We start from the raw sequence: 14,800 nt of genomic DNA, 5'->3' as shown, positions 1-14,800 counted from the left end.
GGCTGCTGCCTACCCCTCCACCGGGACGGCGCCGGCGAAGCCGCCGTCCACCATCAGGTTCGCCACCGTGTCCAGCTCGGGCGGGTTGCCGGCCAGGCGCAGCAGGAACGCGTCGAGCGTGTCGCCGCAGGGCAGCAGCAGTTCGGCCACGCGGTCGGCGGGGGTGGCCCAGCGGTCGCCGTCGCGCACGTCGTCGTAGGCGCAGAACCAGACCGAGCCGGTCCGCTCGCCCCTGACCTTCACCGCGAGCAGGCCGCCCTGCACGTACCCGATCGCGAGGTAGTCCTTGGTCAGGTGGTCGCGCAGGCACTTGTTCACGTACACCACGTCGTTGACCGCGGCCTCGTCGCGGACGGTGAAGAAGGGCTGGTCGATCAGCAGCCCCAACTCCGGGTCCAGGGCGACGCCCTTGGGGGCGCAGCCGCCGGCCGCCTTCAGGAAGGTGCGGTAGGCGCCCGGCAGCCGGTACCCCAACTCCTCCTCCACGTCGCGTACCTGCTGCTCCGTCACCGACAGCGGGTCCTTCGGCAGGCCGAAGTGCACCGGGCGGGTCTCCTGCAGCGGGCGGGTGCCGCGCTTGGCGTGGTCGGCCGCGGAGGTGGCGAGCCCGCCGTGGTGCCGCAGCAGGGCCTTGACCTCCACCGGGATCAGCTCCAGGCGGCGGGTGCCGTGCACGTGGTGCCAGGTCCAGCCGTGCGGGGTGGCGACCGGGGGCAGGCTGCCCCACAGCTCGTGGCCCGCGGCGTGCAGCGCCGCGTTCGCCGACACGTAGTCGGTCAGGCGCAGTTCGTCCACGCCGAAGCCCTCGGGCGGCTCGGCGATCTCGGCGGCCGCGCGGGCGTACGGCGAGAAGTCGGGGTAGCCGTCCTCGTCCACCCACACGCCCTGCGGATGCCGGGCCGCCCGGAGCGGGTCGGGGAAGTGCACGACCTGTCCGGCGTAGGCCGCGTTGGGTGGCGCGGGTCGACCCTCGGCTGCGGGTCCGGGAGGTGCTCCCAACCCCTGCCGGCCTGTCGTCATGGCGGTTGCCCCCTGCTGCGTACGAGCTGATGAGGACCAGCCTAGGGGGTCTGGCAAGGGCCGCGTCCGCCCCGGTCCCGAGCCTGTGGACAACCCGTGCAGGCCGTATGCCCGCGGGGTCCGGCGGCGCCTGCGCCGCCGGCGCCGGAACGTTCCGCCCCGCTTGTGCCCGCGGGCCGCGCGACGGCCCGCTGTCAGCCCGCCTTCTGCTCCGCGCGCAGCTTCGCGGTCTGCTTCAGCGCGATCGCCGGCCGCAGCGCGGCCGCCTTGTGGTCGGCGCGGACCGTCTCGTAGGCCGCGGTGGCATCGCCCGCCCGTACGACGGTGACCAGCACCGTGCCCGAGGCGCCGAGTTTCGGATCGCGCACGGTGTACACGACCTGCTGGTCGCCGAGCCGGGGGCCGGAGGCGCTCCCGGGGGTGACGGTGAAGGTGCTGGTGGCCCCGCCGCGGGTGGTGGAGTAGCCGTGGCAGGTGCGCAGGGCGGCCGCCAGGGCGTCCAGGACGGACTTCGCCTGGCCGGGCTTGTAGAGGGCGATCGCCTCCAGGCTGATCGTCTTGGCGTTCTTGTCCTTGGCCGCGGTGTCGGTCAGCACGCCGCCGGTGTAGACGAGCGGGGTGTAGCGGGAGGGCTTGCTGCTCCACTGGTCGGCCAGCGGCTGGCAGTCGGGCCTGCTCGCCCGCTGGGCGCCGCCGAGCAGCTGGGTGGTGGCGGTGGACGGCGACATCGCCACGTGCGGGACGTCCTTGGAGGTCAGCAGCGACTTGGTGATCTGCTGGGCGGGGGTGAGCGGCTTCTTCGACGAGCCGCAGGCCGCCGTGAGGGCGAGCACGGGCACCAGGGCGGCGGCGACGGGCAGCAACCCGCGACTACCGGTCAGTACGCCGCTGCGAGCACGTATCCGCATCTGTGAGCACCCCTGTCGTGAACGGCCCTTCGGGCGCGGCGCGGTCCCTGGTCCCGCGCGCCGCTTCCGGCGCGACTCCACCGCCCCCGTCCCGGGGCGACGGCCCGCTGCCGCGCGACTCTACGGCACCGGGCCCGCCCCGCCTCCTATGGCGCTGCTCACAGGATGCTCACGAAGCCGCCGCTACTTCCGCGCGGCGAGCGCCGCCCTGAGCTTCTGGTCCTGCTTGCGGGCCACCGCCAGCGGCACCGTGCCCGCGCCGCCCTTGGCGCGCATCGAGATGTAGGAGGTGACGGTGTCGCCGGTGTGCACCACCGTCACCAGGGCGGCGCCGGACTTCTTGTCGGCGGTGTCGTCCATGACGAACGACAGGGCGTCGTCGCCGACCCGGACCGCCGGTCCCTTCGCGATGGTGAAGGGGGTGAGCCCGCCGCCCTCGCTGCGCCCCTTGAAGGAGGTGCAGGCGGCCAGCGCCGAGCGCAGGGAGGCCATCACCTTCTGCGCGTCGCCGGGTGCGTGGGAGGAGATCAGCATCTGGTCGAGCTCGTCGGGGGCGGCCTTCGCCGTGGCGGTCTCCCGCGCGAAGGTGGCGCCGACCGACGCCATGCGGTGGATGCGCGGCTGACTGCTCGTCACATCGGCGAGCGGCTGGCAGTCCGCCTTGTCGGCGACGAGCAGCGACCGGCCGCTGCTGTCGTCCTGGGCGGCGAGGTCGTCGGGGTCGAACTCCTCGGGCGCGGTGGTCTGCGTGCCGTCGTCCGTGGCGGTCATCTGGACCACCCAGCCGGGCACGTCGCTGTCGGTGACGAGCGCGCGGGTCAACTGGGCCAGGCTCAAAGGCGCCCGGCCGTTGACCGCGGCCACCGGTGAGGCGGTGCCGTCGGGCCGGGCGGTGTGGGAGCCGGAGGAGCCTGAGGAGCAGGCGGCCGCGAGCACCAGCACGGGCAGCACTGCGGCGATTCGGGCGATGCGCATGGGTCACGTTCCCTTTGTCTGCGGTGGGGGGATCGCGTGCGGGTTGTGCCGGTCACCGATCCTCCCCGGGCGCGAGGGGCGGCGTCCATGGCGCGGAGGAGCCTGTGGGCACCCTGTGCGGCGTGCGGGTTGTGTGCGGAGGGTGTCCGCGTGGCGTGCGGACCGTCACAGGACGGTGACATGGCCCACACAGAACGGTCGTCGGGGCGCGTTCCGCTTCCCCATGGGATGGCGCGTTTGGCACTCTGAGGCGTCGTAAGGGGGAACAGCCGCCGCCGCGGGCGGACGGAGGGATGCGCGCATAACATGACAACTCACCTACAACCGCCGGGGGCTGCCGACCCCCGGCTGAGCTGGAGCGCCGCGGGGGACCCGGCCGGACCGCCGGTCCTGCGGCACCGCAGGGACGGCATCCTGCCCGCGGTCGGCGCCGCGCTGTCCGTCCGCGACGAGGTGCTGACCTGTACCGGAGCCAAGGGCGAGCAGCCGCCGGTGCTGCACCCGATCGTGCAGGAGTTCCTCGACGCCCTGCCGGTGGCGCAGCGGGAGCGGTTCACCGGACGATGTCCCGAGGCGGTGCTGGTTTCCCGCCACCTGTCGGCGGTCGAGGCCACCCGGAGCAAGCGTGCCTCCCGCCGTCCGATGACTCAAGGCGAGGCCAGGAAGGCGCTGCGCGGCGCCAAGCTGACGGCCCGCCGGATACGCGAGGACGGCGACCCCGCGCACGGCGCCTACGTGCCGCCCTGCCGCTCGTGCGCGCCGCTGCTGGCCCACTTGGGCGTGCGGCCCTTCGACCCCGGCGCCGAGGAGGCCTGAGAGCGGGCATGGCGCTGAGCACCCGATTCCCGGCCGCGGTCGAGGCCGCCCTGCGCACGGCGGGGTGGCGGCCCGGCCGCTGGGACATCATGCAGGCCGAGGAGTGGGCCGACCGGCTGCGCGGCCATGTCTCGCCCGGCGGGCACCGGCACGCCGTCTTCCCCGCCGCCGTCGAGGTGTGGGCGGAGTTCGGCGGCCTGTCCGTCCCCGCCGCGGCCGGCCCCGGACGCCAGGTGGCGCCCGCCGCGCTCGCCCTCGACCCCCTCCGCGGGCTCCACCTGGCCCGCACCCTGGGCGACCTCGGCCGCGCCCTGGAGACCGAGATCAGCCCCATCGGCGAGGAGGCCGGCTCCGGCGCCCTGCTCGCCGTGGACGCCGAGGGCCGCGTCTACGCCGTGGACCACACCGGCGACTGGTACGTGGGCGCCGACATCGACCGTGCGCTGGCCGCCCTGCTCGGCGGGGTGCGCCCGGTCCGCCTGACCACCGGCTGACGCGTCCTTCCGACGCTCCCTCACCTCCAAGGCGTCGCCCCTGGGCACCATGGCGGGCGACCCCGCCCCACCGCCATGGTGCCCGGGCGGCCCGAATGGACCAGGGGGTCCAGAAGGCGCCGCCATGTGTGCGACCCTGGAAGCGTGCAGTCCAGGACACCGAAGCTGACCGCCAAGGGGCGCGCCACCCGCGAACGCATCGTGGCGGGCGCCGCCGCGGAGTTCCGCGCCCGCGGCGTGGTGGCCACCACCCTGGACGACATCTGCCGCGCCACCGCCACCAGCAAGAGCCAGCTCTTCCACTACTTCCCCGACGGCCGCGAGCAGCTGCTGCACGCGGTGGCCCAGCACGAGGCCGACCGGGTGCTGCTCGACCAGGAGCCCTTCCTCAGCGACCTCACCTCCTGGGCGGCTTGGGACGCCTGGCGCGACGCGGTGGTCGCCCGCTACCGCGAGCAGGGCACCTCTTGCCCCCTGGGCGTCCTGACGACATCGCTCACCCGCAGCACGCCCGCCTCCCAGGAGGTGACCGCGCGGCTGCTGGAGCAGTGGCAGCGCAAGATCACCGACGGGATCGTCGCGATGCGCGAGCAGGGCGCCATTGCGGCGGACGTCGAGCCGGAGCAGACGGGCGCGGCCCTGCTCGCCGGCATCCAGGGCGGGGTGTCGATCCTGATGCAGACCGGCCGGCTGACCCACCTCGAAGCGGCCCTCGACGTGGGCATCGCCGCCCTGCGCGGCTGACCGCGCTCGATTAGGCCTGACTGGGCCTCTGACTGGGCCTGACCGCGTCTGATGGGGCGCCAGGGTCCCGCAGCGGCTTCGCACCGGACCTGCAGCGCGGTCGCAACGGGACCGCAGGAGGCCCGTACGAGGCCCGTACGACCGGGGCCGTCGACCCTGAAGCCGATGTGCGACCCAGGTGGCAGACCCCTAGGGGGAGGCACCTACTTCGGGCGATCGGCGGTTCGTTCCGGCGGATGACGATCGCCTCTCCCGCGCTGCATACCTTCGAAGAGCAGACCGCGAGGTGCCGCCTGGCCGGGGGTGGGGACAGCCCCACCCCGAAGCCGGGGACCCGCCCCATCGTGCGGCGGCGGCCCGTCCAGCAGGCTGAAGAACACCGAAGAGCACACCGGACACGCGAACACACCCAACGGGAGACAGAAGTGACGACGGCTATGACGGTTCCCACGGCTGGGGGCAGCGGAGAACGTTCGGCCGTTGCCGCGGCGGGGCGCTCGGTGACCAAGGCGTACGGCGCGGGGGAGACCCGCGTGGTGGCGCTCGACGCGGTCGACGTGGACATCGTCCGCGGCCGCTTCACCGCGATCATGGGCCCCTCCGGCTCGGGCAAGTCCACCCTGATGCACTGCCTGGCCGGGCTCGACACGGTCACCGAGGGCCGCATCTGGATCGGCGGGACCGAGATCACCGGGCTGAAGGACAAGAAGCTCACCCGGCTGAGGCGGGACAAGATCGGCTTCATCTTCCAGTCCTTCAACCTGCTGCCGACGCTCAACGCGGCGGAGAACGTCACCCTTCCGATGGACATCGCAGGCCGCAGGGTCGACCGCGACTGGATGGACCGCGTCGTGGAGACCGTCGGCCTCGGCGGCCGGCTCAAGCACCGCCCCACCCAGCTCTCCGGCGGCCAGCAGCAGCGCGTCGCCGTGGCCCGCGCCCTGGCCGCGCGGCCCGAGATCATCTTCGGCGACGAGCCGACCGGCAACCTGGACTCGCGGGCCGGCGCCGAGGTGCTCGGCTTCCTGCGCCGCTCGGTGGACGAACTCGGCCAGACCATCGTGATGGTCACCCACGACCCGGTCGCCGCCTCCTACGCCGACCGCGTGCTCTACCTCGCCGACGGCCGCATCGTCGACGACATGGCCGACCCCACCGCCGAGACCGTGCTGGAGCGCATGAAGTCCTTCGACGGCCGCGGGAGGACGTCGTGACCGTCATGAAGACCTCGGTGCGCAACTTCTTCGCGCACAAGGGCCGCATGGCCCTCTCCGGCGTCGCCGTCCTGCTGTCGGTGGCGTTCATCTGCGGCACCCTCGTCTTCACCGACACGATGACCGCGACCTTCGACAAACTCTTCGGCAACACCGCCTCCGACGTCACCGTGAGCGCCAAGGAGGTCAAGCACGAGCAGGCGACCGGCATCCCGGACACCGTGCCGGCCGCCCTGCGGGGCACGCTCGCCCACGTCCCCGGCGTCGCCTCCGCGGTGCCCGACGTCACCAGCCAGGACGTCACCGTCGCCGACGCGCACAACGACAGGATCAGCCCGTCCTCGGGCGCACCGACCATCGTCAGCAACTGGGACGCCACCGAGACCAAGGCCGTCGGCCTCACCTCGGGCCACCTGCCCCAGGGCCCCGACGACGCGGTGATCGACGCCGACACCGCCAAGGCCAAGCACCTCAAGCTCGGCGACACCCTGCGGGTCATCGCCCAGCCGGGCGACTTCCGCGTCACCCTGACCGGCATCGTCACCTTCAAGTCCACCAACCCCGGCGCCGCCGTGGTGTACGTGGACACCCCCACCGCGCAGGCCAAGCTGCTCGGCCGCACCGACGCCTACACCGGCTTCGGCCTGACCGCCGCCAAGGGCGTCACCGACGCGCAGCTCAAGGCGAACGTCCAAGCGGTCATCGGCCGCGGCTACACCGTCGACACCGCGGCCGAGACCACCAAGAAGGAGAAGGACGACCTCGGCGGCTTCCTGGACTTCATGAAGTACGCGATGCTCGGCTTCGCCGGGATCGCCGTCCTGGTCGGCATCTTCCTGATCGTCAACACGTTCTCCATGCTGGTCGCCCAGCGCACCAGGGAGATCGGCCTGATGCGGGCGCTGGGCTCCAGCAGGCGCCAGGTCAACCGCTCGGTGCTGATCGAGGCCGTGATGCTCGGCGTCACCGGCTCGGTGGCCGGCATCGGCGGCGGCATCGGCCTGGCCGTCGGCCTGATGAAGCTCATGGGCAAGGCCGGTTTGAAGCTCGACACCTCCGAGCTGACCATCAAGGCGACCACCCCGCTCGTCGGCCTGGCGATCGGCGTCCTGGTGACCGTGGTCTCCGCCTACGTGCCCGCCCGCCGGGCCGGGCGGATCTCCCCGATGGCCGCCCTGCGCGACGCCGGCACCCCGGCCGACGCCCGCACCGGCCGGATCAGGGCCGCGCTCGGCATCCTGGTGTGCGCGGCGGGCGCCCTGGCGCTGGTCGGCGCCTCCCAGGCGGACAAGGCCGCGTCCGGCGGCGGACTGCTCGGGCTCGGCGTGCTGCTCACCCTGGTGGGCTTCGTCATCGTCGGCCCGCTGCTCGCCGGCGTCGTGGTCCGCGCGGTCAGCGCCCTCAGCCTGCGCTTCTTCGGACCCATGGGCCGGCTCGCCGAGCGCAACGCGCTGCGCAACCCGCGCCGCACCGGGGCGACCGCCTCCGCGCTGATGATCGGACTGGCCCTGGTCGCGGGGATGTCGGTGGTCGGCTCCTCCATGGTGGCCTCCGCCAACGACCAGCTCGACAAGTCCGTCGGCGCGGACTTCATCATCCAGGTCGGCAGCAACGGCAACCAGCCCATCACCCCGGCCGCTGCCAAGGCGATCAGGTCGGCCCGTGACATCGCCCGCTTCACCGACTACACGATCGTCAACGCCACCCTGACCACCCCGTCCGGCAAGAAGGTCAAGGACGAGCTCAGCGCCGCCTCCCCGACCTATCCCGAGGACCTGCGACTGGACACCGTCTCCGGCCGCCTCTCCGACGCCTACGGCAAGGACGCCATGTCGGTGCCCGAGGGCTTCGCCAAGGACAACCACGTCAAGGTCGGCGACACCATGACCGTCGCCTTCGTCGGCGGCCGCACCGCGCACCTGAAGGTCGCCGCAGTCACCAGTGACGACACCGCCATCGAGCACGGCACCATGTTCACCGCGATCAGCACCGCCCGCAGCTACCTGCCCGCCGACCGGATGCCCGGCGACTTCATGATGTTCGCCAAGGCATCCGACGGTAAGGCGGCGCAGGCGTACGCCTCCCTGAAGGCGGCCGCGCACGACTACCCGCAGATCGACGTACGCAACCAGGCGGACTACAAGAAACTGATCCGCAATCAGGTCAACCAGCTGCTCTACATGATCTACGCGCTGCTGGCGCTGGCGATCATCGTGGCGGTGCTCGGCGTGGTCAACACCCTGGCGCTGTCGGTGGTGGAGCGGACCCGGGAGATCGGCCTGATGCGCGCGATCGGCACCTCGCGCCGCCAGATGCGCCGGATGATCCGGCTGGAGTCGGTGGTCATCGCGCTCTTCGGCGCGGTGGTGGGCCTGGGCCTCGGCCTCGGCTGGGGCTCCACCGCCCAGCGGGTGCTGGCCTCCCAGGGCCTGGGCATCCTCCAGATCCCCTGGACGACGATCGTGGTGGTCTTCGTCGCCTCCGCGGTGGTCGGCCTGCTGGCCGCGCTCCTGCCGGCCTTCCGGGCCGCGCGGATGAACGTCCTCAACGCCATCGCCACCGACTAGCTGTATTGGCCCACGGCGGGCCCACAGGAGGCCTACGACGGGCCCACGACGGGCCCGGCCCCGCACCACCCCCGGCGGCCCCGGCAGCGCGAAGCCCGCGCAGCCGGGGCCGCCGTCCGCGTGCCGCGCCAGCCTTGCGGGGAACAGCACCTGCGGAAGGCCCCGGAAGGCGCCCGGAGGGCCGCCCAGGGCCCCTCCAAGACCTCCCCGGGCCCCCACCGGGCACGTTCCCTCCCCGCTCAGGGCAGCGCCCGCACCGCCACGTCCGACGCCTTGACGAACCCCAGCCGGTGGTTGAAGCGGATCGGGTAGTACATCGCGGACCCCACCACCCTGGTGTCGTCGCCGGGCGCGCTCTGGTCGATGTTCCGGGCGTAGAAGTAGTCCGCCGCCACGGGCGCGCTCGCCATGTAGTGCTGCCCGGCCGGGATCGTGTAGCCCAGCGGCACCACCGCCTGGGTGCTCTTGGCGGCGACGGGGGCGAGCACCGCGGGGTAAGCGGACGCCTCCGGGTAGGCCCGCCCGTAGACGGGCACCGCCGAGTCGCCCGCCGGGGTGACGGTGAGCCCGCCGCCGGCGGGCACGACGGCGTTGGCGCCGCCCGGGTCGGCGAACCACGCCTCGCGGCCGCCGTACCAGATCGCCGTCCAGTCGCCCTGGACGGCGGCCACCACGAAGGTCTGCCCCGCCTCGGCCTTGTCGGTCAGGTCCGCCGCGTCGGTGGTGCCGTCCGCGCCGTGGTGACTTGCCATCACCGGGTCGCCGATCAGCGGGGCCGTCGGCGAGGGGGCGGCGCGCAGCGGGACGAAGTTCGCCGGCTGGGACCTGCACACCTTGGTGCCGCACCCGGTCACCTGGGGTTCGTTCGCCTGCGTGAAAGGCGGGTCGATCGTGATCGGGCGGCCCACGACCGGGGTGCGGCTGCCGGCCGGGGCGGCGCTCAGCAGGTCCAGGTAGTGCGCCCAGTCCCAGTAGGGGCCCGGGTCCCAGTGCATGCCGGGCAGCTGCGCGGGCTGCGGGGCCGGCACGTCGTCGTGGCCGATCACGTGCGCGCGGTCCAGGGGCACCCCGAAGCGCGCGGCCAGGTAGCGCACCAGGGCGGCGGAGGACTCGTAGAGGGACTCGGTGTACCAGGAGGCGCCCGAGATGGCGAAGCCCTCGTGCTCGATGCCGATCGCGTGCGTGTTGACGTAGTAGTTGCCGGCGTGCCAGGCGATGTCCCTGGTGGGCACCAGTTGCGTCACCAGGCCGTCGGAGGAGCGCACCAGGTAGTGCGGCGCGGCCAGCGAGGCGGGGTCCTGGAAGGACGCCAGGGAGCCGGCGTAGCCGCCCTCGGTGTCGTGGACGACGATGTAGCGGATCGCGTTGCCGTCCGCCGGCCGGTCCGCCAGGTCGTAGTTGCCGTAGCTCGCCTTGTCCTTGGGGTCGTTGAGCCGGTAGGCGGCGGGGACCACGTCGCACGCCAGGCCGGAGGGGCACTCGGGCGCGAAGGCGGCCGTCCCGCCGCGGGTGGCCGCCCGGGCCTCGGCCGCCGCGTGCGGCAGGGCGAGGGCGCGCAGGGCGGAGGTCCGCGGTGCCACCGAGGGGTTCGCCGCCAGGGTGACCTGCCGGCCGTCCGCGGTGGTGCGCGCCATACCCGCGCGCAAGGTGGCGTAGACGCGGTCGGCGTACTGGGCGGCACCCTCCGCGTCGGGGGACTGGCCGAAGCGGGCCACGGCCCCGTACCAGGCGCCCGGGTCGGCCGGCAGGCGCCCGGCGAGCTGCCGCTCGTAGCGCGCCAGCAGGGCGGCGCCCCCGCGCACGTTCTGCCGCGGGTCGCCGCGCAGCGCGGCGGCGCTCTGCCCGATCAGGGCCGCGGCGGCGTCCAGGGTGCGGTAGGCAGGGGCCTGCGGGCGGGCGCCGGCCGCGCGCAGGGCGGCATCGTCCACGTGGACCAGGCCCATCACGCCGTAGTTGCCGGTGGTGCTGGGCAGCCCGTCGTGGCCCTCCCACCGGCTCTGCTGGTAGGCGACCGCCATGAGCAGGCCCTGCGGCACGTGGAACTCCCGGGCGGCGGCCGCGAAGTCCCGCTGCAGGCCGCTCGTGCCCGGTGCGGCCGCGGCGGTGCCGGACCAGGCGAGCGTCCCCGCCGTGAGGGCGGCCACCGCCGCCCATGTCCGCGCCCGCCGCCCCCTGGGGCGCTGCCTGCCCTCGTGCTCGTGCCGGACGTCTGGCCGCAAGGCTCCTCCGCGGTGCTCGGTCGGGCGGGCCGGTGCCCGCGCCCGGAGCGGGCACGGTAACAGCGCGTACCCGGCCGTACGGGCGCGCAACGGCGGTCCGGCGGTGCCTGTCACCGGTACGTCGTACGCTGGGGGGACCCCGGCCCGTGTGACGTGTCGGGCGGTTCGCGTTGCCCGGGATGCCCCGGAAAGCCGCCGCGGCCGCCCGGTCGCCCCGCCGCCGGCCCCGTGCTCCGGCATCGCCTCTTCCCTGGACGGAATCCTGATGAGTCTGAACGGTCTGGTCGACGTCGTCGTCGAGGACGCCGCCCTCGCCGAGGCGGTGGCCGCCGCCTCCTCCGGCACGCGCCCCCAGGTGGACCTGGTGGGGCCGCCGGCCGCCCGCCCCCTGGTGGTCGCCGCCCTTGCCGCGCGCGCCCGCCGCACCGTGCTCGCCGTCACCGCGACCGGCCGCGAGGCCGAGGACCTCGCGGCCGCGCTGCGCTCCCTGCTGCCGCCGGACGCCGTCGCGGAGTACCCCTCCTGGGAGACGCTGCCGCACGAGCGGCTCTCGCCGCGCAGCGACACCGTGGGCCGCCGCCTCGCCGTGCTGCGCCGCCTGGCCCACCCGCGGGCCGACGACCCGGCGGCCGGGCCCGTCCAGGTCGTCGTCGCCCCCGTGAGGTCGGTGCTGCAGCCGCAGGTCAAGGGGCTGGGCGACCTGGAGCCGGTCTCCTTGGCCACGGGCGCCTCCGCCGACCTGCAGGAGGTCGTGGACGGGCTGGCCGCGGCCGCGTACTCCCGGGTGGAGCTGGTGGAGAAGCGCGGGGAGTTCGCCGTGCGCGGCGGCATCCTGGACGTCTTCCCGCCCACCGAGGAGCACCCGCTGCGGGTGGAGTTCTGGGGCGACGAGGTGGAGGAGATCCGCTACTTCAAGGTCGCCGACCAGCGCTCCCTGGAGGTCGCCGAGCACGGCCTGTGGGCGCCGCCCTGCCGCGAGCTGCTGCTCACCGACGAGGTGCGGGCCCGGGCCGCCCGGCTCGCCGAGCAGCACCCGGAGCTGGACGAGCTGCTGGGCAAGATCGCCGAGGGCATCGCGGTGGAGGGCATGGAGTCCCTGGCGCCGGTCCTGGTCGACGACATGGAGCTGCTGCTGGACGTCCTGCCGGCCGGCTCCATGGCGGTGGTGTGCGACCCGGAGCGGGTGCGCACCAGGGCGGCGGACCTGGTGGCGACCTCCCGCGAGTTCCTGGAGGCGTCCTGGGCGGCGTCCGCAGGCGGCGGCCAGGCGCCCATCGACCTGGGCGCGGCCTCCCTGCGCTCCATCGCCGATGTCCGCGACCGGGCCCGCGAGCTGGGCCTGCCCTGGTGGTCGGTGAGCCCCTTCGCGGCCGACGAGCCGGCCGGCCCGGACCGCCCGGCCGGCCCCGAGCTGGAGTTCGGCGACACCCTGCGGCTGGGCATGCACGCCCCTGAGATCTACCGCGGCGACACTGCCCGCGCCCTGGCCGACACCAAGGGGTGGCTGGCCGACGGCTGGCGCGCGGTCTACGTCACCGAGGGCCACGGTCCGGCCGCCCGCCTGGTGGAGGTCCTGGGCGGCGAGGGCATCGCCGCCCGCCTGGCGCTGGACGTGCCCGCGGGAGGCGACCTGGCACCCTCGGTGGTCCAGGTGGCGACCGGCTCCCTGGAGCACGGCTTCGTCGACCCGCAGCTGCGCGTCGCCGTGCTCACCGAGACCGACCTGTCCGGGCAGCGCTCCACCGCCAAGGACATGGGCCGCATGCCCTCGCGGCGCCGCAAGACCATCGACCCGCTCACCCTCACCAGCGGCGACTACATCGTGCACGAGCAGCACGGCGTCGGCCGCTACGTGGAGATGGTCCAGCGCACCGTCCAGGGCGCCACCCGCGAGTATCTGGTGGTGGAGTACGCGCCCGCCAAGCGCGGCCAGCCGGGCGACCGGCTCTTCGTGCCAACCGACCAGCTGGAGCAGGTCACCAAGTACGTCGGCGGCGAGGCGCCCTCGCTGCACCGGCTGGGCGGCGCGGACTGGACGAAGACCAAGGCGCGGGCGAAGAAGGCCGTCAAGGAGATCGCCGGCGACCTGATCCGGCTCTACTCGGCGCGGATGGCCGCCCCCGGCCACTCCTTCGGCCCCGACACCCCCTGGCAGCGCGAGCTGGAGGACGCCTTCCCCTACGCCGAGACCCCCGACCAGCTCACCACCATCGCCGAGGTCAAGTCGGACATGGAGAAGTCCGTGCCGATGGACCGGCTGATCTGCGGCGACGTCGGCTACGGCAAGACCGAGATCGCGGTGCGCGCGGCCTTCAAGGCGGTGCAGGACGGCAAGCAGGTCGCCGTGCTGGTGCCCACCACGCTGCTCGTGCAGCAGCACTTCGGCACCTTCTCCGAGCGCTACGCGCAGTTCCCGGTGAACGTCCGCGCGCTGTCCCGGTTCCAGACCGACACCGAGGCCAAGGCGGTCCTGGAGGGGCTGCGCGACGGCTCGGTGGACGTGGTGATCGGCACCCACCGCCTCTTCGCCTCCGAGACCCGATTCAAGGACCTCGGCCTGGTGATCGTGGACGAGGAGCAGCGCTTCGGCGTGGAGCACAAGGAGCAGCTGAAGAAGCTGCGGGCCAACGTCGACGTGCTCACCATGTCGGCCACGCCCATCCCGCGCACCCTGGAGATGGCGGTGACCGGCATCCGCGAGATGTCGACCATCACCACGCCGCCCGAGGAGCGCCACCCGGTGCTGACGTTCGTCGGACCCTATGAGGAGAAGCAGATCGGCGCGGCGGTGCGGCGCGAACTGCTGCGCGAGGGCCAGGTGTTCTACATCCACAACCGGGTGGAGTCCATCGACCGGGCCGCCGCCAGGCTGCGCGAGATCGTCCCCGAGGCGCGGATCGCCACCGCGCACGGGCAGATGGGCGAGGCGCAGCTCGAACAGGTCGTGGTCGACTTCTGGGAGAAGCGGTTCGACGTCCTGGTGTCCACCACCATCGTCGAGTCCGGCATCGACATCTCCAACGCCAACACCCTGATCGTCGAGCGGGGTGACACCTTCGGCCTGTCCCAGCTGCACCAGCTGCGCGGCCGGGTGGGCCGCTCCCGCGAGCGCGGCTACGCGTACTTCCTCTACCCGCCGGAGAAGCCGCTCACCGAGACCGCGCACGAGCGGCTGGCCACCATCGCCCAGCACACCGAGATGGGCGCGGGCATGTACGTGGCGATGAAGGACCTGGAGATCCGCGGCGCCGGCAACCTGCTGGGCGGGGAGCAGTCGGGGCACATCGCCGGCGTCGGCTTCGACCTGTACGTGCGGATGGTCGGCGAGGCGGTCGCCGACTACCGGGCGGCGCTGGAGACCGGCGGGGAGCCGGAGGAGACGCTGCTGGAGGTGAAGATCGAGCTGCCGGTCGATGCCCATGTGCCGCACGACTACGCGCCCGGCGAGCGGCTGCGCCTGCAGGCGTACCGCTCGATCGCGGCGGCGAACTCCGAGGAGGACGTGGCCGCGGTGCGCGAGGAGCTGGCCGACCGCTACGGCAAGCTGCCCGAACCGGTGGAGAACCTGCTGATGGTCGCCTCCTTGCGCATCCTGGCCCGCAAGGTGGGCGTCGCCGACATCACCCTCCAGGGCGCCAATGTGCGCTTCGGCCCGGTGGAGCTGCGCGAGTCGCAGGAGCTGCGCCTGCAGCGGATCTACCCGCGCTCGGTGGTCAAGCAGGCGACCCGGCAGGTGCTGGTGCCGCGCCCGGCCACCGCGCGGATCGGCGGCAAGCCGCTGGTGGGGCGCGAACTGCTGGAGTGGACGGCGCAGTTCCTCACCACGGTGCTGGACAACTGAGG

Annotated in this window: 10 protein-coding genes; 6 read left to right on the top strand and 4 right to left on the bottom strand. The window is 73.6% G+C overall.

Features of this window, described 5'->3' with window-relative positions; translation table 11 throughout:
- Positions 1–9: 9 nt before the first annotated feature.
- From BLR33_RS14670 to BLR33_RS14660, 3 genes are all read right to left on the bottom strand, one after another.
- Positions 10–1,020: an SMI1/KNR4 family protein gene (locus tag BLR33_RS14670; RefSeq protein ID WP_093784898.1), complete on the bottom strand. Its 1,011-nt coding sequence runs from the start codon at positions 1,018–1,020 to the stop codon at positions 10–12.
- Positions 1,021–1,214: 194 nt separating this feature from the next.
- Entirely contained in the window at positions 1,215–1,928 is a 714-nt protein-coding gene (locus BLR33_RS14665) for a sensor domain-containing protein (RefSeq protein ID WP_093784897.1), read from the bottom strand.
- 183 nt (positions 1,929–2,111) lie between these two features.
- The gene (locus BLR33_RS14660) at positions 2,112–2,903 is read right to left on the bottom strand and encodes a hypothetical protein (RefSeq protein WP_093784896.1); all 792 of its coding nucleotides are present in this window, start codon (positions 2,901–2,903) and stop codon (positions 2,112–2,114) included.
- 306 nt (positions 2,904–3,209) lie between these two features.
- On the opposite strand from BLR33_RS14660, the gene BLR33_RS14655 reads away from it, so the two are divergent.
- The 5 genes from BLR33_RS14655 to BLR33_RS14635 all read left to right on the top strand — a co-directional run bounded on the left by BLR33_RS14655 (position 3,210) and on the right by BLR33_RS14635 (position 8,738).
- A complete protein-coding gene (locus tag BLR33_RS14655; RefSeq protein ID WP_093784895.1) occupies positions 3,210–3,719 on the top strand; it encodes a YwqJ-related putative deaminase in 510 nt (169 codons plus the stop codon).
- A gap of 8 nt (positions 3,720–3,727) precedes the next feature.
- Complete coding sequence (locus BLR33_RS14650; protein WP_093784894.1) at positions 3,728–4,213, top strand: SUKH-3 domain-containing protein; 486 nt, start codon at positions 3,728–3,730, stop codon at positions 4,211–4,213.
- 144 nt (positions 4,214–4,357) lie between these two features.
- Positions 4,358–4,957 carry a TetR/AcrR family transcriptional regulator gene (locus BLR33_RS14645; RefSeq protein ID WP_245771409.1) on the top strand — a complete coding sequence of 200 codons (600 nt, stop codon included), beginning with the start codon at positions 4,358–4,360 and terminating at the stop codon, positions 4,955–4,957.
- 437 nt (positions 4,958–5,394) lie between these two features.
- On the top strand, positions 5,395–6,171 hold the full coding sequence (locus tag BLR33_RS14640; protein ID WP_093784892.1) for an ABC transporter ATP-binding protein: 777 nt from the start codon (positions 5,395–5,397) through the stop codon (positions 6,169–6,171).
- On the top strand, positions 6,168–8,738 hold the full coding sequence (locus BLR33_RS14635) for an ABC transporter permease (protein ID WP_093784891.1): 2,571 nt from the start codon (positions 6,168–6,170) through the stop codon (positions 8,736–8,738). The genes BLR33_RS14640 and BLR33_RS14635 overlap by 4 nt, the downstream gene beginning before the upstream one ends.
- Before the next feature lie 239 nt (positions 8,739–8,977).
- Here the strand turns inward: BLR33_RS14635 and BLR33_RS14630 are convergent, their stop codons facing one another.
- A complete protein-coding gene (locus BLR33_RS14630; protein ID WP_143031691.1) occupies positions 8,978–10,957 on the bottom strand; it encodes an N-acetylmuramoyl-L-alanine amidase in 1,980 nt (659 codons plus the stop codon).
- 265 nt (positions 10,958–11,222) lie between these two features.
- Here BLR33_RS14630 and mfd point away from each other — a divergent pair, with 265 nt between their 5' ends.
- Positions 11,223–14,798 carry a transcription-repair coupling factor gene (mfd, locus tag BLR33_RS14625; RefSeq protein WP_093784889.1) on the top strand — a complete coding sequence of 1,192 codons (3,576 nt, stop codon included), beginning with the start codon at positions 11,223–11,225 and terminating at the stop codon, positions 14,796–14,798.
- Positions 14,799–14,800 lie beyond the last annotated feature (2 nt).

Origin of the sequence: Actinacidiphila guanduensis, from assembly GCF_900103985.1 — a bacterium.
Lineage (GTDB): Bacteria > Actinomycetota > Actinomycetes > Streptomycetales > Streptomycetaceae > Actinacidiphila > Actinacidiphila guanduensis.
The sequence above is the reverse complement of the archived record's forward strand: the minus strand, read 5'-3'. Positions and strand labels throughout refer to the sequence as shown.